Origin of the sequence: Streptomyces sp. NPDC057099 (assembly GCF_042671245.1) — a bacterium.
In the GTDB taxonomy this organism is placed as follows: Bacteria; Actinomycetota; Actinomycetes; order Streptomycetales; family Streptomycetaceae; genus Streptomyces; species Streptomyces purpurascens.
The window spans coordinates 17550-41445 of record NZ_JBHUTX010000001.1; the positions used below are offsets into that span (position 1 = coordinate 17550).

The 23896-nt window shown below is 71.0% G+C and carries 26 protein-coding genes; 17 read left to right on the forward strand and 9 right to left on the reverse strand.

Going from position 1 to position 23896, the window contains the following annotated elements; all coding sequences use genetic code 11:
• Positions 1-62 precede the first annotated feature (62 nt).
• Genes ACFT4A_RS00085 through ACFT4A_RS00100 form a run of 4 tightly spaced genes read left to right on the forward strand, consistent with a single transcriptional unit; the run spans position 63 to position 4314 of the window.
• Positions 63-1355 carry an extracellular solute-binding protein gene (locus ACFT4A_RS00085; protein ID WP_382824448.1) on the forward strand — a complete coding sequence of 431 codons (1293 nt, stop codon included), beginning with the start codon at positions 63-65 and terminating at the stop codon, positions 1353-1355.
• A gap of 6 nt (positions 1356-1361) precedes the next feature.
• Positions 1362-2366, forward strand: coding sequence for a carbohydrate ABC transporter permease (locus tag ACFT4A_RS00090; protein WP_382824450.1), 1005 nt, complete (start codon positions 1362-1364; stop codon positions 2364-2366).
• Positions 2363-3196 carry a carbohydrate ABC transporter permease gene (locus ACFT4A_RS00095; RefSeq protein ID WP_382824452.1) on the forward strand — a complete coding sequence of 278 codons (834 nt, stop codon included), beginning with the start codon at positions 2363-2365 and terminating at the stop codon, positions 3194-3196. Before ACFT4A_RS00090 ends, ACFT4A_RS00095 begins: the two co-directional genes overlap by 4 nt.
• Before the next feature lie 53 nt (positions 3197-3249).
• Entirely contained in the window at positions 3250-4314 is a 1065-nt protein-coding gene (locus tag ACFT4A_RS00100) for an endo-1,4-beta-xylanase (protein WP_382824454.1), read from the forward strand.
• Between the two features lie 298 nt (positions 4315-4612).
• On the opposite strand, the gene ACFT4A_RS00105 is transcribed toward ACFT4A_RS00100, so the two are convergent.
• The 3 genes from ACFT4A_RS00105 to ACFT4A_RS00115 form a co-directional block, all read right to left on the reverse strand.
• Positions 4613-5644 (reverse strand): LacI family DNA-binding transcriptional regulator, encoded by a 1032-nt coding sequence (locus ACFT4A_RS00105; RefSeq protein WP_382824456.1) that lies wholly within the window; start codon positions 5642-5644, stop codon positions 4613-4615.
• A gap of 212 nt (positions 5645-5856) precedes the next feature.
• Complete coding sequence (locus ACFT4A_RS00110; protein ID WP_193482070.1) at positions 5857-6063, reverse strand: DUF5999 family protein; 207 nt, start codon at positions 6061-6063, stop codon at positions 5857-5859.
• A gap of 387 nt (positions 6064-6450) precedes the next feature.
• On the reverse strand, positions 6451-7035 hold the full coding sequence (locus ACFT4A_RS00115; protein ID WP_382824458.1) for a hypothetical protein: 585 nt from the start codon (positions 7033-7035) through the stop codon (positions 6451-6453).
• 562 nt (positions 7036-7597) lie between these two features.
• On the opposite strand from ACFT4A_RS00115, the gene ACFT4A_RS00120 reads away from it, so the two are divergent.
• Complete coding sequence (locus ACFT4A_RS00120) at positions 7598-9115, forward strand: glutamate-cysteine ligase family protein (RefSeq protein WP_382824459.1); 1518 nt, start codon at positions 7598-7600, stop codon at positions 9113-9115.
• Between the two features lie 110 nt (positions 9116-9225).
• Entirely contained in the window at positions 9226-10029 is an 804-nt protein-coding gene (locus ACFT4A_RS00125; RefSeq protein ID WP_382825194.1) for a CPBP family intramembrane glutamic endopeptidase, read from the forward strand.
• Between the two features lie 62 nt (positions 10030-10091).
• Here the strand turns inward: ACFT4A_RS00125 and ACFT4A_RS00130 are convergent, their stop codons facing one another.
• Positions 10092-10910 (reverse strand): PhzF family phenazine biosynthesis protein, encoded by an 819-nt coding sequence (locus ACFT4A_RS00130; protein WP_382824461.1) that lies wholly within the window; start codon positions 10908-10910, stop codon positions 10092-10094.
• 156 nt (positions 10911-11066) lie between these two features.
• Between ACFT4A_RS00130 and ACFT4A_RS00135 the strand changes: the two genes are divergently transcribed.
• From ACFT4A_RS00135 to ACFT4A_RS00145, 3 genes are all read left to right on the forward strand, one after another.
• Entirely contained in the window at positions 11067-11735 is a 669-nt protein-coding gene (locus tag ACFT4A_RS00135; RefSeq protein WP_382824463.1) for a HEAT repeat domain-containing protein, read from the forward strand.
• 7 nt (positions 11736-11742) lie between these two features.
• A complete protein-coding gene (locus tag ACFT4A_RS00140; protein ID WP_382824465.1) occupies positions 11743-12747 on the forward strand; it encodes a HEAT repeat domain-containing protein in 1005 nt (334 codons plus the stop codon).
• 94 nt (positions 12748-12841) lie between these two features.
• Positions 12842-13477 carry a PadR family transcriptional regulator gene (locus ACFT4A_RS00145; protein WP_382824467.1) on the forward strand — a complete coding sequence of 212 codons (636 nt, stop codon included), beginning with the start codon at positions 12842-12844 and terminating at the stop codon, positions 13475-13477.
• A 67-nt stretch (positions 13478-13544) separates the two neighbouring features.
• Here ACFT4A_RS00145 and ACFT4A_RS00150 read toward each other — a convergent pair whose 3' ends face one another.
• Positions 13545-13973: an SRPBCC family protein gene (locus tag ACFT4A_RS00150; RefSeq protein WP_382824469.1), complete on the reverse strand. Its 429-nt coding sequence runs from the start codon at positions 13971-13973 to the stop codon at positions 13545-13547.
• Between the two features lie 217 nt (positions 13974-14190).
• Between ACFT4A_RS00150 and ACFT4A_RS00155 the strand changes: the two genes are divergently transcribed.
• Together ACFT4A_RS00155 and ACFT4A_RS00160 are read left to right on the forward strand one after the other, a co-directional pair.
• Entirely contained in the window at positions 14191-14748 is a 558-nt protein-coding gene (locus tag ACFT4A_RS00155) for a Clp protease N-terminal domain-containing protein (RefSeq protein WP_382824471.1), read from the forward strand.
• Between the two features lie 84 nt (positions 14749-14832).
• The gene (locus ACFT4A_RS00160; RefSeq protein ID WP_382824473.1) at positions 14833-15837 is read left to right on the forward strand and encodes a DMT family transporter; all 1005 of its coding nucleotides are present in this window, start codon (positions 14833-14835) and stop codon (positions 15835-15837) included.
• A 73-nt stretch (positions 15838-15910) separates the two neighbouring features.
• On the opposite strand, the gene ACFT4A_RS00165 is transcribed toward ACFT4A_RS00160, so the two are convergent.
• Complete coding sequence (locus ACFT4A_RS00165) at positions 15911-16597, reverse strand: pyridoxamine 5'-phosphate oxidase family protein (protein WP_382824475.1); 687 nt, start codon at positions 16595-16597, stop codon at positions 15911-15913.
• Positions 16598-16633: 36 nt separating this feature from the next.
• Here ACFT4A_RS00165 and ACFT4A_RS00170 point away from each other — a divergent pair, with 36 nt between their 5' ends.
• Entirely contained in the window at positions 16634-17995 is a 1362-nt protein-coding gene (locus tag ACFT4A_RS00170) for an aminotransferase class I/II-fold pyridoxal phosphate-dependent enzyme (protein WP_382824476.1), read from the forward strand.
• Here the strand turns inward: ACFT4A_RS00170 and ACFT4A_RS00175 are convergent.
• Positions 17986-18945, reverse strand: a complete 960-nt coding sequence (locus ACFT4A_RS00175; protein WP_382824478.1) for a DMT family transporter — start codon at positions 18943-18945, stop codon at positions 17986-17988. The two genes, ACFT4A_RS00170 and ACFT4A_RS00175, sit on opposite strands and share 10 nt — an antisense overlap.
• A gap of 75 nt (positions 18946-19020) precedes the next feature.
• Between ACFT4A_RS00175 and ACFT4A_RS00180 the strand changes: the two genes are divergently transcribed.
• Positions 19021-19923, forward strand: a complete 903-nt coding sequence (locus tag ACFT4A_RS00180) for a LysR family transcriptional regulator (protein ID WP_382824480.1) — start codon at positions 19021-19023, stop codon at positions 19921-19923.
• A gap of 26 nt (positions 19924-19949) precedes the next feature.
• Here the strand turns inward: ACFT4A_RS00180 and ACFT4A_RS00185 are convergent, their stop codons facing one another.
• Positions 19950-20420, reverse strand: a complete 471-nt coding sequence (locus ACFT4A_RS00185; protein WP_215122756.1) for a pyridoxamine 5'-phosphate oxidase family protein — start codon at positions 20418-20420, stop codon at positions 19950-19952.
• A 137-nt stretch (positions 20421-20557) separates the two neighbouring features.
• Between ACFT4A_RS00185 and ACFT4A_RS00190 the strand changes: the two genes are divergently transcribed.
• Positions 20558-21208 carry a cysteine hydrolase gene (locus ACFT4A_RS00190; protein WP_382824482.1) on the forward strand — a complete coding sequence of 217 codons (651 nt, stop codon included), beginning with the start codon at positions 20558-20560 and terminating at the stop codon, positions 21206-21208.
• Here ACFT4A_RS00190 and ACFT4A_RS00195 read toward each other — a convergent pair.
• Positions 21195-21662: a Rieske (2Fe-2S) protein gene (locus tag ACFT4A_RS00195; protein ID WP_382824484.1), complete on the reverse strand. Its 468-nt coding sequence runs from the start codon at positions 21660-21662 to the stop codon at positions 21195-21197. The genes ACFT4A_RS00190 and ACFT4A_RS00195 overlap by 14 nt on opposite strands.
• Positions 21663-21858: 196 nt before the next feature.
• On the opposite strand from ACFT4A_RS00195, the gene ACFT4A_RS00200 reads away from it, so the two are divergent.
• The 3 genes from ACFT4A_RS00200 (at position 21859) to fabG (ending at position 23888) form a co-directional block, all read left to right on the forward strand.
• Positions 21859-22614: a HipA family kinase gene (locus tag ACFT4A_RS00200; protein WP_382824486.1), complete on the forward strand. Its 756-nt coding sequence runs from the start codon at positions 21859-21861 to the stop codon at positions 22612-22614.
• Complete coding sequence (locus tag ACFT4A_RS00205) at positions 22611-23024, forward strand: DUF3037 domain-containing protein (protein WP_382824488.1); 414 nt, start codon at positions 22611-22613, stop codon at positions 23022-23024. Before ACFT4A_RS00200 ends, ACFT4A_RS00205 begins: the two co-directional genes overlap by 4 nt.
• Positions 23025-23126: 102 nt before the next feature.
• Positions 23127-23888 (forward strand): 3-oxoacyl-ACP reductase FabG, encoded by a 762-nt coding sequence (gene fabG, locus ACFT4A_RS00210; protein ID WP_189724524.1) that lies wholly within the window; start codon positions 23127-23129, stop codon positions 23886-23888.
• Positions 23889-23896 lie beyond the last annotated feature (8 nt).

A 23896-nucleotide genomic window follows, 5' to 3' on the forward strand; every position in this document is an offset into this window, starting at 1 on the left:
GTCTCTAGGGTGCGGCAACGACGCAGCTTTCTGGAGTTAATCCGAAACTTTCGAGGAGCATGATGGGCGACCCGGCACTGTCCCGCCGCGGCTTTCTGGCGGCTTCCGCCGCGGCCGGTCTGGGGATGACGGCACTGGCCGCATGCGGCGGGGACTCGGACGGAGGGTCGTCGGGGACGACCACGATCGAGTGGTGGAACATCTCCACCACCGAGCCGACCAAGGGTGTCTGGGCTGCGCTCGCCCGCAAGTTTGAGGCGCAGAACCCCAAGGTCAAGATCAAGATCGTCCAGCTGGAGAACGACGCCTACAAGTCGAAGATGACGGCCCTGACCTCCTCCGGGAAGCTGCCCGACATCTTCCACACCTGGGGCGGCGGAGTCCTGAAGCAGCAGGTCGACGCCGGACTCGTCGAGGACCTCACGGACAGCACCAAGCCGTGGGGCGACGCCCTGCTCCCGGTCGCCAGAGAGCCGTACCTGATCGACGACAAGGTCTACGGCATCCCGTTCGACATCGGCATGATCGGCTTCTGGTACAACAAGGCGCTCTTCGAGAAGGCCGGCATCAGCGCGCCCCCGACCACGTGGACCGGCTTCCTCGACGCCGTACGGAAGCTGAAGTCCGCCAAGGTCACGCCCCTCGCCCTGGCCGGCAAGGAGAAGTGGCCCGGCATGTACTACTGGGCCTACCTCGCGATGCGCACGGCCGGCGCCGACGCGTTGCAGAAGGCCTATGTGGACAAGGACTTCACCGGCGCCCCCTTCGTCGAGGCGGGAGAGCACCTCGACGAACTCGTCGGTCTCCAGCCGTTCCAGAAGGGCTACCTCGGCGCCGCCTACTCCTCGCCCACCGGCCAGGCCGCCAGCGTCGGCAACGGCAAGGCCGCCATGGAGCTCATGGGGCAGTGGGCCCCCGTGGTGCAGGCCGACGCGGGCAAGGGTCTCGGCAAGGACCTCGGATTCTTCCCGTTCCCCGCGGTCGAGGGCGGCAAGGGCGCTCTCACCGAGGTGTTCGGCGGAGGCGGCGGTCACGCCCTGCGCCGGGGCGCCCCGCAGGCGGCCGTCGACTTCCTGAAGTTCTTCGCGTCCGAGGCCACCGACCTGGAACTGGTCAAGAAGACCGGTATCCTCCCCGTGGTCCCGGCGGCCGAGAACGCCATCGCCGACCCCAACATCAAGGCCGTACAGGAGCAGTTGAAGAAGGCCACCGGCTTCCAGCTCTACCTCGACCAGGCCTACGCGCCCGCCGTCGGCCAGGAGGTCAACGACAGCGTCGCCGCGCTCATCGCCGGTTCCAAGTCTCCCGAGCAGGTCGGCCAGTCGATCACCAGGACCGCGAAGGAAGAGCAGTAGCCGGCGATGACCTCCACGTTCCTGCCGGACGAACGGACCGGCCCCGACGCCGGCCTGCCGCCCCAGCCCCCGGCCGCGGACCGGGCCCGGAGCCGGGCCCGGCGACGCGCGCTGAACTGGCTGACCGCGACCGGCTTCCAGCTGCCCGCCCTGGTGCTGTTCATGGGGCTCGTGCTGCTGCCGATGCTGTTCGCCCTGTACGCCGCGTTCTTCCGCTGGGGCGGCTTCGGCATGCCCACCGACTACATCGGCGGCGAGAACTTCACCCGGCTCTTCCAGGACGAGGTCTTCCTGGGCGACCTGTGGCGCTGTCTCGTCCTCGTGGCGCTGTCGCTCGTCCTGCAGCTGCCGTTCGCACTCGGCATGGCCGTCCTGCTCAACCAGCGCATGCGCGGCCGGGCGGTGTACCGGATGCTGTTCTTCGCCCCGTACGTCCTGTCCGAGGCGATCACCGGGATCCTGTTCGGCATGATCTTCGCCCCGGACGACGGCTTCGCCGACCAGCTCCTCGGCAGGATCGGGCTGGAGGGACTCGGCGGGGAGTGGTTCGCCGACCCGTCCATGGTCATGGCGACCCTGTTCCTGGTCATGACCTGGAAGTACTTCGGCTTCCACATGATGCTGTACCTGGCCGGACTCCAGGCCGTCCCGAGGGAGCTGACCGAGGCGGCGCTCATCGACGGGGCCGGTCCCTGGCAGCGTTTCCGCAACGTGACGCTGCCGCTGCTCGCGCCCACCCTGCGCATCAGCGTCTTCCTGTCGGTCATCGGGTCCATCCAGCTCTTCGACCTGGTGTGGGTGACCACCGCGGGCGGTCCCGACCACCACTCCGAGACCATGGCCGTGACCATGTTCCAGTACGGCTTCAAGCGCTACCAGGTCGGCTACGCCAGCGCGATCAGCGTGGTCATGTTCGGCATCAGTCTCGTCTTCGCCCTCACCTACCAGCGGTTCGTGCTCCGGCGCGATCTGGAGGGGGCCACCACGACCATGCGGGGTGACGGAAAATGACATCTCGTCAGAAGAGTGGCCGGAGCCTTCCGCTGCACCTCGTCCTGATCGCCGTCGGCGCGTTCATGGCCGTCCCTCTGCTCTACGCCGTGCTCTCCGGCTTCAAGTCCACCGACGAGCTGTCACGTAACCCGGTCGGTCTGCCCGAGTCGTGGGTGACCTCCAACTACACCCAGATCCTCGGCTCGGGGGACTTCTGGCGGCTGATCGGCAACAGCACGCTGATCGCGGTGGGCACGACCGTCCTGGTCGTCGCGGTCTCGGCCCTGTCGGCCTTCTCCTTCGCGCGGTTCGCCTTCCGCGGCCGGGAGGTGCTGTTCACGCTGTTCACGATGGGGCTGATGTTCCCGTTCGCGGTGGCGGCCCTGCCGCTGTTCCTGCTGCTGCGCTCCCTGGGGCTGCTGGACAACCCCCTCGGTGTGATCCTCCCGCAGGCGGCCTTCGGACTGCCGATGACCATCATCATCCTGCGGGGCTTCTTCCGGCAGATCCCCGGTGAGCTGGAGGAGGCGGCCACGCTCGACGGGTGCAGCTCGTTCGGCTTCTTCTGGCGGGTGCTGCTGCCCATGGCGCGGCCCGCGCTCGGCACGGTCTCGGTGCTGGCCGTCGTCACCAGCTGGAACAACTTCTTCCTGCCGCTGCTGGTGTTCACCGACGCGCAGTGGTGGACGCTGCCGATCGGGGTGCAGCAGTTCCAGGGGCAGTACTCCGCGGAGTACGCCAAGGTCTTCGCCTATCTGGTGCTGGCCATGGTCCCCGCACTCGCCTTCTACTCGGTCGCCGAGCGGCAGCTCGTCGGCGGCCTCACCGCGGGCGCCACGAAGGGCTGACGCGCGCCGCGCGTACGGCTCACCCATCCGTTTCGACGTCGAGGAGTCGCACCATGCGCAGAACCGCCATACGGCTCAGACTGGCTGGGGCGCTGACCGCCGCGCTGGTGGCCGGATCCATCGCCGCCGGCCCGGCGGCACAGGCCGGCGAGGAGCACGGCAAGGAACCCACCCTCGCCGATCTCGCCCAGCGGCACGGCCGCTACTTCGGGAGCGCGACAGACAATCCCGAGCTCGTCGACGCGCCGTACAAGGCCCTGCTCGGCAGCGAGTTCGACCAGATCACGCCCGGCAACGGCATGAAGTGGTACGCGACCGAGCCGCAGCAGGGCGTGTTCGACTTCTCCAAGGGCGACGAGATCGTGAACCTCGCCCGTGCCAACCGGCAGAAGGTGCGCGGCCACACCCTGGTCTGGCACAGCCAGTTGCCCGGGTGGCTCACGGGTCGGGAGTGGACGGCGCCGGAGCTGAGGGCCGTGCTGAAGAAGCATGTCCAGGCGGAGGTACGGCACTACCGGGGCAAGGTGTTCGCCTGGGACGTCGTCAACGAGGCGTTCAACGAGGACGGTACGTACCGGGAGTCGGTCTTCTACAAGACGCTCGGGCCCGGGTACATCGCCGACGCGCTGCGCTGGGCGCATCAGGCCGATCCGCGCGTGAAGCTGTATCTCAACGACTACAACATCGAGGGGATCGGCCCGAAGAGCGACGCGTACTACAAGCTGGCCAAGGAGCTGAAGGCCGACGGCGTCCCCCTGCACGGCATCGGCCTCCAGGCCCACCTCGCCCTCCAGTACGGCTATCCCACCACCCTGGAGGACAACCTCCGCCGCTTCTCCCGGCTCGGCCTCGACACCTCGCTCACCGAGGTCGACGTACGGATGATCCTGCCGGCGACGGAGGAGAAGCTGGCCCAGCAGGCCGAGTGGTACCGGGATCTGACGGAGGCGTGCCTGGCGGTACGCCGGTGCGTCGGTGTCACCCTCTGGGACTACACGGACAAGTACTCCTGGATCCCGGCGTTCTTCCCGGGCCAGGGCGCGGCCCTTCCATGGGACGAACAGCTCAAGCCGAAGCCGGCGTACTTCGCGCTGCGTGAGGCGCTTGGGGGGAGGTAGCGGGGGTGGGTGGCGCCCTGCTGTTGAGGGGGTTGGCGGGGCGCCAACCGGGATGGGCGGGGTGGGGCGGCCCGCGGCAGGTGTACGGGACGCGGCGCCCCCGTTGGCTCCTTGCCGCGCGCCCGCGTCGGTCGGCGCGATGCTGTGGGGACTCGGGGGCAGGGGCCGGTGCCGCTGTCCGGTTGGTGCGGGGGTGTTCGAAGGGCGCGGCGGGGGTGCCGTCTGGTTGGCGGCAGGCCTTGCTCGTGGGCGGTCAGGCTCGCACCGCCGGGGGACTCGAGGGGTGCGGTCGGTGGGGTCAGGCCTGCCCCGGAGGCATCGTGCTGGCGCGGATCACCAGGTCTGTTCCGAGTTCCACCCTTGGGGAGTCCGGCTGTTCGTCGCGGGTGAGGCGGAGGGCCGTGCGGGCGGCCAGTTTGCCCATGTCGGCGAGGGGCTGGCGGATCGTGGTCAGTGGGGGAGCCGACCAGCGGACTTCCGGAAGGTCGTCGAAACCGACCACGCTCATGTCCTGCGGCACCCGCAGCCCGCGCCGTCGCAGTGCCTCGATCGCGCCGAGTGCCATCTGGTCGCTGGCCGCGAACACGGCGGTGGGCGGCTCGGGCAGGTCGAGCAGCGTGTTGCAGGCGGTGAAGCCGGACTCGGGGCGGAAGTCGCCGGGGACGACGAGGGACGTGTCCATCGCGACACCGGCGCCTTCGAGGGCCGCTCGGTAGCCGTCCAGCCGGGCTCGGGAGCACAGCAGGCGCGGCGGGCCGGCGATCAGGCCGATCCGGCGGTGGCCGAGGGACAGCAGATGCTCGGTGGCCGCCATGCCGCCCGACCAGTTCGCGGCGCCGATCGTGGGCGCGTCCAGGGCGGGGGAGCCCGCCGGGTCGACGACGACCAGCGGGACGCCGAGGATCCGCAGTTCCTCGTGGAGCATCGGCTCCAGCGCCGACGTGACGAGGATGACGCCGTCGGACGCACGGGCCCGGAGGTTGCGCATCCACTCGCGGGCGTCGCCCGACCGACCGTGGATGGCCGACACCACGGTGCCGACCCCGGCCGCGTGCGCGACCTCCTCGACACCGCGGATGATCTCCACGGCCCAGGGACTGTCGAGGTCGTTGAAGACCAGGTCGAGCAGGGCCGCACGGGTGCCCGGCGCCGCGGGGCGCTTGCGGTAGCCGTGCCGGCGCAGCAGCTCCTCGACCCGGGCCCGGGTCCGCGGCGACACGTCGGACCGGCCGTTGACGACCCGGGACACGGTCGGCACGGACACGCCGGCCTGCCGGGCGATCTCCGTGATCGTGACCTTGCCCTCGGCGTCGGCCTCACGTGCTGCCACTTGCCCCACCTCCGTCGACGGGTGACCGCGAAACTTCCAGGAGTCTTCCGGAAAGCGGGCATCCGTGGGAAGGCGTACGAGCCAGGAACGGAGAAGTCGCCGCGGGTGACGGGGAGTGACGACCCCCGGACATGCGTCGGGGCCGGTTCGCAGAGTGTCCTGCGGCCGGCCCCTCATGTCTGCGGGCGGGGCGTCACCCTGCCCGGCGGCCCTCAGGCAGCCGTCATCACCTGGCTGCCGGCCAGCGGACGGTGCGGGGCGATGACCCGGCCGTCCGGCAGAAGCTCACCGGTGTCCTCGAAGAGCACCACGCCGTTGCACAGCAGGCTCCACCCCTGTTCCGGGTGGTGCGCCACGAGACGGGCGGACTCCCGGTCGGCGGATTCGGCTGACGAGCATGGTGTCTGGTGCTGGCACATGGGTGGGATCTTTCGCTCTGTCGTGATGGATGAGGTGACTGAGTTGTCTGAGTCGGTCGTCGTGTCTGTTCCGCGGCTAGAAGTGTCGTTCATGGCCGCCCCCCGTGATAAGTCGTCGGAACCCAGTGTTGCCCCATGGGCGTCATTCCGCAGGGATTTCGCGGCACCGCTTCTCACAGATTCAGGACGCATCACCCGCGCGGACGGTTCATCCCAACTGGGCTGTCACTTCGGGTGGTTCGCAGTGGCCGGATAGGGCTAGTCAGGTCGGGCCGGGAGTCTTTTCGGCTCGTACGAGCTATTAGGTGCTCGTACGAGCGATAAAAAGCCCGCACCCCGACGCCGGGAATTCGGCGACGGGGTGCGGAAGGCTTCACGCGTGGCCTTTCAGGCGGGTGAGCCGAGCAGTCGCGTGGGAGTCGCGCGGTGGGTCAGCACCGGGAGGAGTTCGGCGACGCGGTGCGGGCGATGGGCCGCGATGCCGGGAGGCGCGGGCGCCAGCGGGACGAGCAGGTCGGTGGCGGCGGGGTGGCCGGCGGCACCGTCCGCGGTGCAGTCCTCGTGCAGCCAGAGCGTCAGCATGTACAGGCTGGGCACCGACAGCAGGCGGGGCTGGTACGGCTGCGGCATCGTCTCGGCCTGGCGCAGGGCACGCTCGGTGGAGGTGATGTACGGGCCTTCGAAGAAGTGGGAGAAGGCCCAGCCGTCGGGGGTCAGCATGGTCTCCGCCGCGGCCACGGCACGCTCGCCGCAGCGGATCAGGAAGCGCCACCCGGTCAGCCGGGTGGCCGATACGCCCTCGGCCGTGACCCGGTCGAGAACGTGGACGGGCAGCGGAAGCTCGGCTGCGACGGGTCCCTGGGCGCGGAGCAGGGAGGGAGTTCGGGCCTCCCGGACCGCGGTCGGCGAGGAGAGCGCGGTCAGGACGGAACGGAGTGCGGGCGCGGGAGCCGGGGGGACATGCAGCGGCATGGTGGGTCGCCTCTCATTCAAAGGCACGGTGGCACGAGGGCGGGGGCGGACGGCGCTGTCTGCTCACGAGGGTCGACAGAGGCAGGGCCGGGTCTCATGAGCGAGAGGGGGGTGGGGTCCGCCGATCACCGACTCGACGGCAGGACCCATCGACCGTGGGCGCCAAGCTTCTGCCTTGCCGCGGAGTTTATACGACACGGGATCAGGGTGTGTTTCGCCTAGCCGTTTCCGGTGAGTAGAACAAGGGTACATTCGGTCGGCGATACGCGAGAATTATCCCGACTTCAGGCGGGGGTGTGAGGTGATGACCTCGGTGAATGTCCGTGAACCGGTCGGCCCATTCTCGTCGGCGTTTTTCACGAGTTCGCGGACGCCGAGTGGACACCGAAACCTGTTCTGTGCGACATGCCGAGTGAATGTGCCACTGGTCACACACGACCAGCGTAGCGGTCAGCGGACCCGTCCGGGACGTTATCGATCGCTTTCGCTGGGCATCCTCCACCTGACCGTGACCCCGGCGGCCGGATCTTGAGGCCCGCATCATCCGAGGAGGGACGCTTCGATGGGGGAGAAGGTCGTGGCAGGGCGGTTCGACCTGTCCGATCGCCAGCGCTACCGCGACAAGCTCCGTCGGTGTCTGACGGGCTTGGAGCGGCTCCTGGCGGAGAAGCGGTTCGATCGCCCGAAGAACCTCATGGGGCTGGAGATCGAATTGAATCTCGCGGGCTCCGACGGCATGCCGAAAATGTTGAATGCGCAAGTCCTGGAACGTATCGCGAGCCGGGACTTCCAAACAGAACTCGCCATGTTCAACCTGGAAGTGAACATTCCTCCACACCGTCTGGGTGGCCGGGTATTCGACCGGCTCGGGGAGGAACTCCGTACGTCACTGGCATATGCCGACCGAAAAGCAGGGGAAGTCGACGCGGGAATCGTGATGATCGGCATTCTGCCGACGCTCGACCGGGACGACCTGGTGTCGTCGAACCTCTCCGACGTCGACCGCTACACGCTCCTCAACGACCAGATCGTGGCCGCCCGGGGTGAGGAGTTCACCCTCGACATCGCCGGCGTGGAGCACCTCACCTGCACCTCGAAGTCCATCGCGCCGGAAGCCGCCTGCACCTCCGTGCAACTGCACCTCCAGGTCACCCCGGGTCGGTTCGCCGACGTGTGGAACGCGGCCCAGGCGGTCGCCGCCGCACAGATCGCCGTCGGCGCCAACTCGCCCTTCCTGTTCGGCCGCGAGCTGTGGCGCGAGTCGCGGCCCCCGCTGTTCCAGCAGTCCACCGACACGCGCCCGCCCGAACTCCAGGCCCAGGGCGTCCGGCCGCGCACCTGGTTCGGCGAGCGCTGGGTCGCCTCGGCGTACGACCTCTTCGAGGAGAACCTTCGCTACTACCCGGCCCTGCTGCCGATCTGCGACGACGAGGACCCGCTCGAGGCGCTCGACCGAGGCGGCACCCCCTCGCTCGCCGAGCTCGTCCTGCACAACGGCACGATCTACCGCTGGAACCGCCCGGTCTACGGCATCGCCGACGGCGTCCCCCACCTGCGCGTGGAGAACCGCGTCCTGCCCGCCGGGCCCACCGTCACCGATGTGGTCGCCAACGCGGCGTTCTTCTACGGTGTCGTGCGCGCCCTCGCAGAGGAGCCCCGGCCGGTGTGGACCCGGCTGCCGTTCGAGGCGGCCGCCGCCAACTTCGACGCCGCCTGCAAGGACGGCATCGACGCCCGCTTCACCTGGCCCCGGCGCGGCCGGTACGGCGGCACCACGCAGGTCGACGCGGTGAGCCTCGTACGGGACGAACTGCTGCCGCTCGCCGAGGCCGGGCTGGACGCGTGGGGTGTCGAGCCGGCCGACCGCGACCTGTACCTGGGCGTGATCGAGGAACGGTGCCGGCGCCGGGTGAACGGGGCGAGCTGGCAGGCCGCGACCTTCCACAAGGCGCTGGACGCGGGCCACACACGGGAGGCCGCACTGGCCGCCACCACCCGGCGCTACCGCGAGCTGATGCATCAGGGGGATCCGGTCCACACCTGGCCGGTGGGCCTGCCGGAGCCGGTGCCACTGGGCTGACGCGTCGCTCGGGTGACATCCTGCTGCCTTCATACTGATCCGACAGATCGTTTCCGGCGGATCGATTTCCGACGGATCGGTCCCGGCAGGTCGGTGAAGTGGAGGCAGGTGTGCAGGCGGAGGCGGGCCCGGTGGCGGACGATTCCATTCCCCAGCAGCGGCTCTCGCGGCAGATGCTGCGCAACGAGACCCTGCTCGTCCTGGCGCTCTCGCTGGGGGCGAGCGGAGTCTCCGCCCTGATCAGCTTCATCGGCTCGGTCACCAAGCCCGGCGGGCTCAAGGACCAGGCGGCCACGATGAACGCCTCGGCCGCGCCCGGCCGTCCCTGGCTCGACCTCGCCTGGCAGCTCTTCGGGATCACCACGGCGCTCGTGCCCGTCGCGCTCGTCGCGCACTTCCTGCTGCGCGAGGGCGCGAGTCTGCGCACCATCGGCTTCGACCGCACCCGCCCCTGGCCCGACCTCGGCCGCGGCGCGGCGATCGCGGCGGTCATCGGCAGCACCGGCATCGCCTTCTATCTGGCGGCCCGCGGCCTCGGCTTCAATCTCACCGTGGTGCCCGAGGCGCTGCCCGGCGTGTGGTGGAAGTACCCGGTGCTGATCCTCTCCGCGATCCAGAACGCGGTGCTGGAGGAAGTGATCGTCGTCGGCTATCTGCTGCGCCGCCTCGGGCAGCTGGGCTGGACCCCGATGGCCGCGCTGGTCGGCAGCTCGGTGCTGCGCGGCTCGTACCACCTGTACCAGGGCATCGGCGGCTTCATCGGAAACCTGGCCATGGGCGTCGTCTTCGTGTACCTGTACCGCCGCTGGGGCCGCGTCGGCCCCCTCGTGGTGGCCCACTCGCTGCTCGACATCGGGGCGTTCGTCGGGTACGCGCTGCTGGCGGGCAAGGTGGGGTGGCTCCCGACAGCGTGAACGACCGGCGGAGGGGCGTACGACGGTGTCGTACGCCCCTCGTTTCATGCTGCCCTGTCGTCTCAGGCCAGGAGTTCGCCCTCGATGACGGTGACCGCCCTGCCCGTGAGCAGGGTGCGCTCGCCGCGCAGTTCCGTGCGGACGCGGCCGGAGCGGCGTGACGCCTGGCGGCCCGTGAGGACGGGGCGGCCCAGGCGCTCGGACCAGAACGGGGCGAGTGCGGTGTGGGCGCTGCCGGTCACCGGGTCCTCGTCGATGCCGACGTTCGGGAAGAAGCAGCGCGAGACGAAGTCGTAGCCCTGGGCCGGGTCTTCCGCGCGGGCGGTGGCGATGACACCGCGCGCGGAGTGGGCGGCGAGGGCCTTGAGGTCGGGGCCGAGGCCGCGCACCGTCTTCTCGTCGGCGAGCTCGACGAGCAGATCGCCGACGTTCGGGCCGGTGTCGAGGACCGTCAGCGGCTCGGCTCCCAGGGCCTCGGCGAGGCCGCGGGGCGGGTCGACGCGGGTGAGCGGAGCTGTCGGGAAGTCCATGGTGACGGAGCCGTCGCCGGCGGGCGTGGCGACGAGGACGCCACTGCGGGTCGCGAACCGCACCGGCCCCTCGTGGGCGCCGGTGGTGTGCAGGACATGGGCGGTGGCGAGGGTCGCGTGGCCGCACATCGCGACCTCGGCGGCCGGAGTGAACCAGCGCAGCGCCCAGTCGGCCGCGCCGCCCTCGGGGAGGGGACGGGCGAAGGCGGTCTCTGCGTGATTGACCTCCAGCGCGATGTTCTGCAGCCGGCTGTCGTCCGGGAAGGCGTCCGCGTCGTTCAGGAGCATGACCCCGGCCGGGTTGCCGGTGAAGGGACGGTCGGTGAAGGCATCGACGATTCGAATCCGCATGCCCCGACGCTAGAGGCCCGCCGAGGCCGTGGACCAAGGCCAATTCACGAGTCCTGGCCCGATTCACGGCCCGGCAGGCATCGGCTCACTCGGCGTGGTCCCGCTTGACCTTGACACGATGACAAGGTCTTCACTGTGGCCGAGGAGGTGGTTGCGATGACCATGCCGAAAGAGGACACGACCCTGATACGCGCTCTCCAAGGGCTGGAGGACAGCGGCTCGTCGGTCCGGCTGCGGGCGGCGCTGGCGGTCGGCACGACCCCGGATCCCCGGTCGGTCGACAAGCTCATCGAACGATGCGCGATCGAGCCCGAGTTCCAGGTGCGCGAAATGCTGACATGGGCGCTCACCCGCCATTCGGCGTCCATGACGGTGCCCAGGCTCATCGATGAACTCCGCGCGGAGCACACGCAGGCACGAAGCCAGGCGTTGCACACGCTGTCCAAGATCGGGGACCGGCGGGCGTGGCCGGCGATCACCCGGGCGCTTCTGACCGACCCCGACGACGAGGTGGCGCGGAGCGCCTGGCGAGCAGCGGTCGTCCTCGTGCCCGAAGGTGAGGAAGCCGGGCTGGCCGGAGTGCTGGCGGCACAGCTCGGACGCGGCGAGCGGGAGACGCAGTCGAGCCTCAGCCGGGCGTTGATCGCGCTCGGAGAGACGGTCATGCCGACCCTGCGCGCCGCGATGACGGATCCCGACCCCCGTGTGCGTCGGCACGCGATCGCCACGGAACGGCTGCGGCGCGACCCGGACGCCGGATTCGAGTGCGCCATCGAGGAGGCGAAGCGCGTCGTCGCCCTCGGCGCGATCGGCCAGGAGGGATGAAAGGGCAGTGTTGATCGGTGAGGTGGCACGACGGTCCGGGGTCAGCGCCCGGATGCTCAGGCACTACGAGTCGCTCGGCCTGGTGCGGCCGACGGGCCGGACCGACGCCGGCTATCGCGCGTACTCCGGCGAGGACATCCGGCGGATCTTCCACATCGAGAGCCTGCGGTCGTTGGGGCTGTCACTGCGTGAGGTGGGGCGCGCGCTGGACGAGCCGGGCTTCCGGCCCGCGGAGCTCGTCGACGACCTCGTCCACCGGACGCGGGAGCGCATCGCGGCGGAGACCGAGCTGCTCACACGACTCCGTCGGATCGGTGCCGCGGAACCCGCCGGCTGGGAGGACGTCCTGCAGATCGTCGGACTCCTCCACGCGCTGGGATCGAAGAGCGCCGGGACGCGCCAGCGCGCGGCCCTGTCCTCGGTCGAAGAGATGTCGTGGCCGGTGGAGGCCCTGGTCGAGGCAGCGTTGAGCGAGACGGACCCGAATGTCGCCGGAGCCCTTCGATGGGCTTTGGCGCAATCGGGCGAGGACGGATCGGCCCTGCTCGCCGAGGGCCTCGGCTCACCCGTGGCCCAGGTCCGGAAGCGTGCAGTGCAGTCCCTCGTCGAGATGCCGGACGGTGAGGCGACCGCACTGCTGAAGGACGCTCTCGCGCATCCCGACATCGTGGTCCGCAGGTACGCGGCGCTGGAGCTCGGGGCACGTGGAGTGGCCGACGCGGTCCCGACGCTCGTCGACATGGTCGTCGAGGAGGCGAACGACGTCGACGCGGCCGATGCGCTGAGCGCGCTGGCGAGTGACCCCGCGTCGGCGGACCGGATCGCCACCATGCTCGTCGACTGCCTCGCCCACGGCACCGCCGGACCGTCCGTGCGCCGGCGGCTGACCCAGGCGCTCGCGGACATCCCGGGACCCACGGCGTCCCGTGCCCTCGCCGATCTGGCGCTGGACGAGGACCGCGTCGTCGCACTGACCGCCACCTACATTCTCGGGATGCGCGACGCCCGCTGAAGCCGCTGGTCCGGCAGGGCCTTGCCATAAGAACACTACCGATATATCGTTGAGGCATCGCGACAGATCAACGACTGAATGGAGAGTGGTTGCGATGCGTACCCACGGTTACGAGCACGGACATGGCCACGGCGGATCGCGTCACGGCCGGGGCGGCTTCGAAGGGCTGCGTGCGGCCTTCGGTCCCTTCGGGCCCGGCGGTTCCGGTGGCCCCGGCTGGGGAGGGCCCGGTGGTCCGGGCTTCGGTCCCGGCCCCTGGGGCGGACGAGGACGCGGCGGGCCGAGGGGAAGGGCGCGGCGCGGTGACGTGCGGGCCTCGATCCTCGCCCTGCTGAAGGACCGGCCCATGCACGGCTACGAGATGATTCAGGAGATCGCCGAGCGCAGCGGCGGGGCGTGGAAGCCCAGCCCGGGTTCGGTGTACCCCACCCTTCAGCTGCTGGAGGACGAGGGCCTCATCATCAGCGAGTCCGAGGGCGGCAAGAAGCTGTTCTCGCTCACCGAGGCCGGCCGCACGGCGGCTGAAGAGGGACCCGAGGCGCCCTGGGAGGAAGCCTCCCGCGGGGTCGACTGGGAGGCCCTCGGCGAGATCCGCCAGGCCGGTTTCGGGCTGATGGAGGCCTTCGGGCAGGTCTGGAAGACCGGCAGCAAGGAGCAGAAGGAGAAGGCGCTCGGCGTCATCAACGAAGCGCGCAAGAAGCTCTACCTGATCCTCGCCGACGAGGACTGAGGGCCGGCCCCTTGTGGCACGGGCGCCCCCTGGAGTGATCCGGGGGGCGCTTCTTCGTGCCGGGGTGTCAGGCCACCAGCCCGTCCAGCTTGCGCAACGACTCGCTCAGCGCCGCCGTGGCCGAGTCCTTGAGCTTGCCCGCCATCAACGACACGGCCGCGCCCGTGAACTCGCCGTCGATGCGGACCGTCGTCGCGTCGCCGTCGGGCGTGAGGGTGTAGCGCGTCGCGACGGTCACGGCCATCGGGCCCTGGCCGCGGATGGCGAGCACCCGGGCCGGTTCGAGTTCCTCGACGGTCCACTCCACCTCGGCCGGGAAGTTCATCAGCCGCATGTTCTCCCGGAAGGTCGCGCCCACTTCCAGGCTCTCGGGGCCGCCCGCCGGGAAGCTGGTGTGGGTCGCGTTCCACTGGCCGTACGCGGGCCAGTCCGTGAGCCTGGCCCACACCTTCTCGGCCGGCGCCCCGATGCGTGCCTCCGCGCTGACTTCGGCCATGCGACCACCTCTTCGTGTCGGGTGTCGCGGAACGTAGCCGTGGTGGCCGCAATGTTCAATACTGACGAACAGTCAGGCGTGCTGGGTTCGCGCACGAAACAGCCTGATCTCCTCCGTAAGGAGGAGATTCCGGCCGTGGAAGTCCACTTCCTGTGGGACGCCAAAATGCTCCCCCTCGGGGATGCCCCGGGCTCGCGGGACTGATGAGGTAGGGGATGTGCAATCCCGTATCCCCAGGCAGTCGGCCCCTGAGCACGGCATCCACCGCGCGGAGAACGATGCCCGGCTCAGTGACGAGCTGGCGTCGGTGATCGCTGGTGCCCGTCGCCGGGCGGTCAGGGACGGGGACCGGCAGATCGACACGGCCCATCTGCTCCACTCGCTGCTGGAGTCCGACCCCGAGGCGCGTGGCGTCTTCGGTGACGGACCGCAGATCGCGCGACTGCTGGGCTATCTCGTCCAGCGCAGCATCGGCTACGGCCTGCGCTGGCAGAGCGGCGTCGAGGACTCCGGAGCCGTCCCCGTGGTGGCGGGGTGCGCGGGTTTCTCGCCGCTGGCCGCGGCGTCGATGGAGTACGCCTGCGAACGCGCCGCACGCCGCGGCGGACCGGCCCGCGGCATCGACCTGCTCGCGGCGATCGTCGTCGACGCACAGGCGCGCGCCGTCGAGGTGCTCGGACGCGCCGGGATCGACCCGCACGAGGTGCTCGCCCGGCTCGACGGCCGGTTCGGCCGGCCCGGGGAGTGGGCCGGGGGCGGCGAACCCGCGCACTGACCGGTCCGGTCCGGAGCGTTCGCCCGTCCAGGCAGTGAGACAGGTGCCATAAGGGGTGACGCTCCTGTCAGGGCCTGTCATCATGTGCCGGTGCGTACGTCTGAGAGCAGTCCGACCAGGCGCGGCAGGGGCATGGGGCTCGGCCTCGCGCTGCTGTCCGCGCTCGCCTTCGGCGGATCCGGGGTCGCGGCCAAGCCGCTGATCGAGGCGGGCCTCGACCCGCTGCACGTGGTGTGGCTGCGGGTGACCGGGGCCGCCCTGGTGATGTTGCCGCTCGCCGTACGCCACCGCGCGCTGCTGCGCCGCCGCCCCGGACTCCTCGCCGGATTCGGGCTGTTGGCCGTCGCCGGTGTCCAGGCCTTCTACTTCGCCTCGCTCTCCCGTATCCCCGTCGGGGTGGCGCTGCTCATCGAGTACCTGGCGCCCGCGCTCGTGCTCGGCTGGGTGCGGTTCGTGCAGCGCAGGCCCGTGACACGTGCCGCCGCGGTCGGTGTCGTCCTCGCGGTCGGAGGGCTCGCGTGCGTCGTCGAGGTGTGGTCGGGCCTCGGCTTCGACGCCCTGGGGCTGCTGCTCGCGCTCGGCGCGGCCTGCTGTCAGGTCGGCTACTTCGTCCTCTCCGACCAGGGCAGTGACGCCGGCGACGAGGCGCCCGACCCGCTCGGGGTCATCTCCTACGGCCTGCTCGTCGGCGCGGCCGTGCTGACCGTCGTCGCCCGGCCCTGGACCATGGACTGGTCCGTGCTCACGGGCACCGCGCGCATGGACGGCACGCCCGTCGCCGCCGTCGTCCTGCTGGCCTGGATCGTCCTGGTCGCCACGGTCGTCGCCTACGTCACCGGCGTGGTCTCCGTGCGCCGGCTCTCCCCGCAGGTCGCCGGTGTCGTGGCCTGCCTCGAAGCGGTCATCGCGACCGTCCTGGCCTGGGTCCTGCTCGGCGAGCACCTGTCGGCGCCGCAGATCGCCGGCGGCGTCATCGTGCTGGTGGGCGCGTTCATCGCACAGTCCTCGACGCCGGCGAAGGGCTCCGAACGGCCGGTGGCCGGCGGCGGCCCGGACAGGGAGCTGTCCATGCCAGGAACGGCCGCGTAGGGCGCCGATCCGCTCGGCGGCGGGGAGACGCATATCAGCGCGCCCCGAAACCCCTGAAGAAGGGGGTTCGACATCACCGTGCCTTCAAGTAGTCAGGCAGTTCGGTGCCGGCGGACAGGCCCGGGTCGGGGACCGGTGTGCCGTAGGTCTTCCGGACCGGGACGACTCCTGCCCAGTGGGGGAGGGCGAGGTCCTCCGGTTCGTCGTTCACGCCGCCCGTGCGGAGCTTGGCGGAGACCTCGGCCAGGTCCAGGCGGAGCACGGCGGTGGCGGCCAGTTCCTTCTTGTTGGCCGGGCGGGAGTCGGCGGCGCGGCCCGCTACGACCTGGTCGACCAGCGCGTCCAGGGCCTGCCGCTTCTCCTCGGGGTCCGTCACGTCGTGGGCGACGCCGTGCACCACCACGGAGCGGTAGTTGATCGAGTGGTGGAAGGCCGAGCGGGCCAGGACCAGGCCGTCGACGTGGGTGACGGTCAGGCAGACCGGGAGGCCCGGGTCGGTCTGGCCGGCCTCCCGCAGCGGGCGCGAGCCCGTCGAGCCGTGCACGTAGAGCCGCTCGCCGACCCGGGCGAACAGCGTGGGCAGCACGACCGGCGCGCCGTCGCGGACGAAGCCGAGGTGGCAGACGTAGGCCTCGTCGAGTATCGCGTGCACCAGTTCCCTGTCGTAGGAGGCCCGGCCCGGGGAGCGGGTGGGGACGGTGCGGTCGGTCGGGGCGTAGGCGGCGGCGGGCTGCGACGACGTCTGTGCGGTCCCCTGCATTGGCGGTCTCCATTGCACTAGTGCATAATCAGCTTTGTGCTAGGAGAGTATCCGATCAGTGGGCGCCGCGCAGCGGACATTTCCGCGAGCGTCGAGCGGGCGGTGGGGGCCGGTGAGCTGCGGCCGGGGCAACTACTTCCGCCCATGCGGGAGTTGGCGGAGCGGTTGTTGGTGAATCCCAACACGGTCGCGGCCGCGTACCGCACCCTGCGCGAGCGCGGGGTCATCGAGACCGCCGGCCGGCGGGGCAGCCGGGTACGGCCCGCCCCGGCCACGACCGGGCGGGACCAGATCAGGGTGGACGTCCCCGAGGGCGTGCGCGATGTGGCGGCGGGCAACCCGGACCCGGCGTTGCTCCCGGCGCTCGCGGCCGCCTTCGCGGCGGCGGCCGCCGAGGCCGACCGTGCGCCCGTGCTCTACGGAGAGGCCCCCGTGGACCCGGAGCTGGCCCGGATCGCACGGGCCGGTCTCGACGCCGACGGGGTGCCGGACGGGCCGCTCGCGGTGGTCTCCGGGGCACTCGACGGCGTCGAACGCGTGCTGGCGGCCCACCTCAAGCCCGGCGACACCGTCGCCGTCGAGGACCCCGGCTGGGGACGCACCCTCGACCTCGTGCCGGCGCTCGGGCTCAGGACCGTCCCCGTCGGCGTCGACGACGACGGTCCGTACGCCGAGGACGTGCGCCGGGCGCTGGAGGCCGGGGCCCGGGCCCTGATCGTCACGGACCGGGCGCAGAACCCGACCGGCGCCGCGGTGAGCGCCACGCGCGCGCGTGCCCTGCGGTCCGTGCTCCGGGAGCACCCGGAGACCCTGCTGATCGAGGACGACCACGGCCACGGCATCGTCGACCTCCCCCTCCACCCCCTCGCCGGCGTCACCCGGCACTGGGCCCTCGTGCGCTCGGCCGCCAAGGCCTACGGCCCCGATCTGCGCCTCGCCCTGCTCACCGGCGACGCCGTCACCGTCGACCGGGTCCGCGGCCGGCAGCGCCTCGGGCCGGGCTGGGTGAGCCGGCTGATGCAGCGGGCCCTGGTGCGGCTGTGGGCCGACGGGGCGGTGGACCCGCGCGAGGTGGCGGCGGCCTACGGGCGGCGTCGGGACGCGCTGATCGAGGCGCTCGGCCGACGGGGCATCGCGGCGCACGGGCGCAGCGGAATGAATGTGTGGGTGCCCGTGCCGGACGAGACCGGAGCCGTCGCCCGGCTGCAGCACGCCGGCTGGGCGGTCGCCCCGGGCGCGCGCTTCCGGTTGAGCGCACCGCCCGGCATCAGGATCACCGTCTCGACGCTCGCCGAGAACGGGAGCGGGGCCGGGGGCCGGAAGGAGGGTGAGATCGAGGCGCTGGCCGACGCGATCGCCTCGGCCCTCGGCCCGGCCCCGGCGCGCAGTTACGTCTGAGGCCTCGACTGTGCACGGGGCCTCGGCCGGACCTGGGTGAGGGCCGCGCCCGTCAGTACGATCACCGCGCCGACCGGTGTCGACCAGGCGAGCGATTCGCCGAGGAGTACGACGCCCGCGGCCGTGGCGATGACCGGCACGAGGTACGTGACCATCTGGGCGGTCGTCGGGCCGACCTCGGCGACCAGGCCGTACTGGAGGAGCATGGCGAGGCCGGTGCCCAGGGCGCCCAGGGCGGCGATCGCCAGCAGCGGCACGACGGGCGCACGGGTCGGCAGGGTCGTGAACACCGGCGTGACGACGGCCAGTTGGAGCGTCGCGAGCAGCAACTGCGCGCCGGTCATCGACAGGTGCGACTGGCTCGTGCCGGCCAGGGTGCGACGGACGTAGATCCAGCCGATCGGGTAGCTGAGGGACGCCAGCAGGGCCAGTGCCGTGCCGGTGGCGTCCAGGCCGTGGAAGCCCTGCCAGGCGCCCAGCACCGTGAGCACCCCGAGGAAGCCGAGACCGAGGCCCGCGACCCGTACCCGGGTCGGGCGGTCCTCCGACAGGGCGACCAGCGACAGCGCCATGCCCCACAGCGGCGAGGTCGCGTTGCAGATGCCCGCCAGGGTGGACGGGATGGTCAGCTCGGCGTACGCGAACAGCGAGAACGGCAGGGCGTTGAGCAGGAACGCGGCGACCGCCAGATGCCCCCAGGTGCGCGCCCCGCGCGGCAGCCGCTCGCGGCGCACGACCATCGCGGCGGCCAGCACCGCCGTACCGAACACCAGCCGGCCGAGCGTGACCTGGAACGGCGCGTATCCCTGGGTGCCCACCTTGATGAGCAGGAAGCTGAAGCCCCAGATCAGGGAGAGCGCGGTGAAGCGCAGACGCCAGTCGAGGCGGCGCCGGGTCCGGTCGGGCGAGGCCGCGCCGGCCCGGCCGGGCGTGGTGGTGACGGTGGTCATGGCAGCCACGATGCTGGAGCGCGACCGCGTAGCACAATCGAGAATTCGCACCCGATATTGCGTAGCATCGCTTAGGTGTTGAATCTGGAGCGCCTGCGCACCCTCGACGCCCTCGCGCGGCACGGCTCGGTCAGCGGCGCGGCCGAGGGCCTGCACATCACGACCTCCGCCGTCTCCCAGCAGATGTCCAAGCTGGAGCGGGAGGTCGGCCAGCGACTGCTCGCCAAGAACGGCCGGGGCGTGCGGCTCACCGACGCGGGCCGGCTGCTCGCCGAGCATGCCGCGCGCATCCTGTCCCAGGTCGAACTCGCCCGGTCCGACCTGGAGGCGCAGCGCGGGGAGGTCGTCGGCGAGCTGCGGCTGTCGGCGTTCCCGACGGCCGCCCGCGGCCTGTTCCCGCACGCGCTGTCCGCGCTGCGCGAGCGGCATCCAGCGCTCCGGCTGCGCTCCTGCGAGCTGGAGCCGGAGCACGGAATCGCCGGAGTCGTGCGCGGCGACCTCGACCTCGCCGTGGTGCTCGACTGGCACAACAAGCCGATGGCGCTGCCCGACGGCCTGGTCAAGGCGCCGATCCTGGACGACCCCGCCGATGTCGCCATGCCGGTGGACCACCGGCTCGCGGGGCGGGACGAGGTGGACCTCGCCGACTTCGCCGACGACGAGTGGATCACCTGGGGCGAGGGCGAGTTCTGCCACGAGTGGCTGATGTTCACGCTCCGCTCGAAGGGCATCGAGCCGATCGTGGGCCATCGTGCCGCCGAGACCCATACGCAGCTCGGGCTGGTCGCCGCCGGCCTCGGGGTGTGCATCGCCCCGCTGCTCGGCCGCCACCCGGTGCCCGACGGCGTCGTGACCGTCCCGGTCAGGCAGCGGGTGCGGCGGCATGTGTACGTCGTCTGGCGCGCGGACGCCGACCGCCGCCCGTCGATCAGGGCCGCGGTCGAGGCCCTGCGGGCGGCGGGGGAGAGCGTCACCTGAGCGCTCAGCGCCGCCTCCCGTGCTTCTCAGGCAGGCCCGAGCTTGCGGAAGTCCCAGGAGACGATCTTCTGCGGGGTCAGACGCACCCAGGCGTGCCGGCCGTCGTGCGGCATCTCCTCAAGGCCGAAGTTCTTCCGGGCGAACAGCGTCTCCGGGACGTCGAGCTCGGCGCGCAGCTCACCGGTGCGCGGTATCTCGCCCACGAACTCGACGGCGCCCGACAGCTCGGCGCCGCGCAGCTCGTCGTACTCCTCGCCGGTGTCGACCACGATCGCCACCCGAGGGTCGCGCCTGAGGTCGGTCCACCGCTTGCTGCGAACCACCGAGTACAGCCACATCGAGGCGCCGTCCCAGGCGAACCACAGTGTGCTCACGTGCGGAGCGCCGTCCGCCGAGATCGTGGCGACCCGGCAGGTGCGCTGCGTGGTGAGGAAATCGTCCAGCTCGCCCGGCGTCATCATGATCTTCCGGCCCCGGCGCTGCTGCGTGACGGTCATGCTCCCCCTCTTTCTTCTTCTCACGTCGTGTCAGAGGAGATCCTCTGACATCACGTCAGAAAAGAATGAGTGCTCTTCCCTCCGTTAGCAACGGTGGCTACGCTCCCCCGACCCGCCGTCGGCGCCCAGGGGGAACCGTGCCCTCGTACGAAGAACTCAGCGAACTCCTCGATCCGCGGACCACCGTGCTGCTCACCGTCGAGTGCCAGGAGGGCGTCGTCGGAGCGGACAGCGCACTGCCCGAACTCGCCGCCGAGGCCCGCTCCGGCGGAGTTCTCGCCAATGTCGCCCGCCTGGTGGACGCCGCCCACGAAGGCGGTGTCCAGGTCGTCCACGCCGTCGCCGAGCGCCGCCCCGACGGCCGCGGCGCCAACCGCAACGCCCGCCTCTTCCGGGCCGCCGCACGCCTGCCGGTGCAGCAGCTGTCCGGCTCGCCGGCGGTGCGGGTCGCGGCCCCCATCGTGGTCGCCGAGGAGGACCTCGTCGTACGACGCCTGCACGGGCTGTCGCCCCTCCAGGGCACCGATGTCGATCCGCTGCTGCGCAACCTCGGCTGCCGCACCCTGATCGTCACCGGCGTATCGGCCAACGTGGCCGTTCCCAACGCCGTGTTCGACGCCGTGAACCGCGGCTACACCGCCGTCGTCCCGGCCGACGCCATCGCGGGGGTGCCGTCCGACTACACCCCCGCGATGATCCGCCACACCCTCGCGTTGGTCGCCACGGTCGCGACCACGGACGAGGTACTGGCGTGTCTGAAGCGAGCGCGTGAGGTCAGGCGAGCGTGATCGAGTCGCCGTTCACGGTCACCTGCTTCGCCGCCAGCGGTTCGACGGCCGGCCCCTTCTTCACGCTGCCGTCGAGGACGGAGAACTCACTGCCGTGGCACGTGCAGGAGATGATGTCGTCCTTGAGGTCCACCATCGGACAGTCCCGGTGGGTGCAGATCGTCGAGAACGCCTTGTACTGGCCCGCGGCCGGCTGGGAGACCACGACCTTCTCGTCCTTGAAGATCTTGCCGCTTCCCTCGGGGATGTCCGCCGTCTTCGCGAGTGCCGCGCCACCGGCGCCCGCCTCGGGCGATGAAGCACTGCCGCCGGAGCCCTGTTCGGTGGACGAGCCGGATGCCTTGTCGTCCGACCCGCACGCCGTCAGCGCGACGGTGAGCCCCGCCGCGCCAGCTGCCGCCACGACGGCACGGCGGCTCGGTCCGGACATCGGCTGAACTGATTCGCTGGTCATGCTGACGTTCCTTCCGGGGATTCGTGATCTGCGCAGAGGTACGGCCCTTGAGGACCGGCTGTTCAGACAATGTCGAGATCCTGACCCGTTCGCGGAACGGCGTGGGCAAAGCGGAGCTGTCGGTTCGCTGTCGGGTTCCGGCCCGCCTCCGCGAGGCCGGCACCCGAGCCCCCGTCCACCTCAGTAACCTGGGGCGATGCTCAAGGAAGTGATCGCGACCCGATTCATCGCGCCGCTGCGCGAGGGCGGTTCGCTGCCGGGACTCGTCGAGGCCGACGACCACGGGATGTACGTCCTGAAGTTCAGCGGCGCGGGACAGGGCCGCAAGACGCTCGTCGCCGAGGTGGTCTGCGGGGAGCTCGCCCGCCGGCTGGGGCTGCGGGTGCCCCGCCTGGTCACGGTCGAGCTCGACCCGGAGCTGGGGCTGGGCGAGCCCGACCAGGAGGTGCAGAACCTGCTCAGGTCCAGCGGCGGCACCAACCTCGGCATGGACTTCCTCTCCGGCGCGCTCGGCTTCGACCCACTCGCCTTCCGGGTGAGCCCCGAGGAGGCCGGACGGATCGTCTGGTTCGACGCGCTGGTCAACAACGTCGACCGGTCCTGGCGCAACCCCAACCTGCTGATGTGGCGGGGCGAGTTGTGGCTCGTCGACCACGGCGCGACCATGATCTGGCACCACAACTGGCCCGGCGCGCAGGCCTCGGCGGACCGCCCCTACGACGCCTCCGACCACGCCCTGGCGCCCTTCGCGCCCGATGTCGCCTCCGCCGCGGCCGAGTTGGCGCCCCTGGTCACCGGGGAACTGCTCGCCGAGGTCACCGCGCGGATCCCGGACGCCTGGCTGGCCGACGAGCCCGGCTTCGACGCGCCGGACGACCTGAGGCAGGCCTACGCGCGGCCGCTGCTCGCGCGGGCCGCCGTCATCCACGACCGCATCCGGGGGACAGAGTGAGCGACCGGCACATCATCAGGGGCGGGACACGGGACCGCCAGATCTACGAGTACGCCGTCCTGCGCGTCGTCCCGCGCGTCGAGCGCGGCGAGTGCATCAACGCCGGGGTCCTCGTCTACTGCCGTGCCGAGTCCTACGTCGGCGCGCGCACCCACCTCGACGAGGCACGGCTGCTGGCACTCGACCCCCGGGCGGACGTCGCCGGCGTCCGGGCCGCGCTGCGCGCCGTGGAGAACATCTGCGCGGGCGGCCCCGCGGCCGGCCAGGCCGCGAGCGACGACCCCGGCCGCCGTTTCCGCTGGATCGTCGCCCCCCGCTCGACGATCGTCCAGCCCGGGCCCGTGCACACCGGGCTGACCACGGATCCGGCGGCGGAGACGGAGCGCCTGCTCGACCTGCTGGTGAGGTAATGGATCACACGCGGGCCGTGGCCGTTGACACCGCGTGCCAGGGCTTCTAGCGTCACACCCACTGAAGGTACTAAGCGGTCGCTCACCTGAGGAGAAGCAGCCATGTCCACCACTGAGCAGCGGGTCGCCGTAGTCACCGGTGCCGCGCGCGGTATCGGTGCCGCCACCGCCGTACGACTGGCCGCCGAGGGCCGCGCGGTCGCCGTGATCGACCTCGACGAGGCCGCCTGCAAGGACACCGTCGAGAAGATCACCGCGGCGGGCGGCAAGGCCATCGCGGTCGGCGCCGACGTCTCCGACGAGGCCCAGGTCGAGGCCGCGATCGCCCGTGTCGCCGAGGAGCTCGGCGCGCCGACGATCCTGGTCAACAACGCGGGCGTGCTGCGCGACAACCTGCTGTTCAAGATGAGCGTCTCCGACTGGGACACCGTCATGAACGTGCACCTGCGCGGCGCCTTCCTGATGTCCAAGGCCTGTCAGAAGCACATGGTGGACGCGGGATTCGGCCGGATCGTCAACCTCTCGTCGTCCTCGGCGCTGGGCAACCGCGGCCAGGTGAACTACTCGGCGGCCAAGGCGGGTCTGCAGGGCTTCACCAAGACCCTCGCCAAGGAGCTCGGCAAGTTCGGCGTGACCGCCAACGCCGTCGCCCCCGGCTTCATCGCCACCGAGATGACCAAGGCCACCGCCGACCGCGTCGGCATGGGCTTCGAGGACTTCAAGGCCGCCGCCGCCACCCAGATCCCGGTGGCCCGCGTCGGTGAGCCGGACGACATCGCCAACGCCATCGCCTTCTTCACGGGCGAGGCGGCCGGGTTCGTCTCCGGCCAGGTGCTGTACGTGGCCGGCGGACCGCTCGACTAGAGGACGAC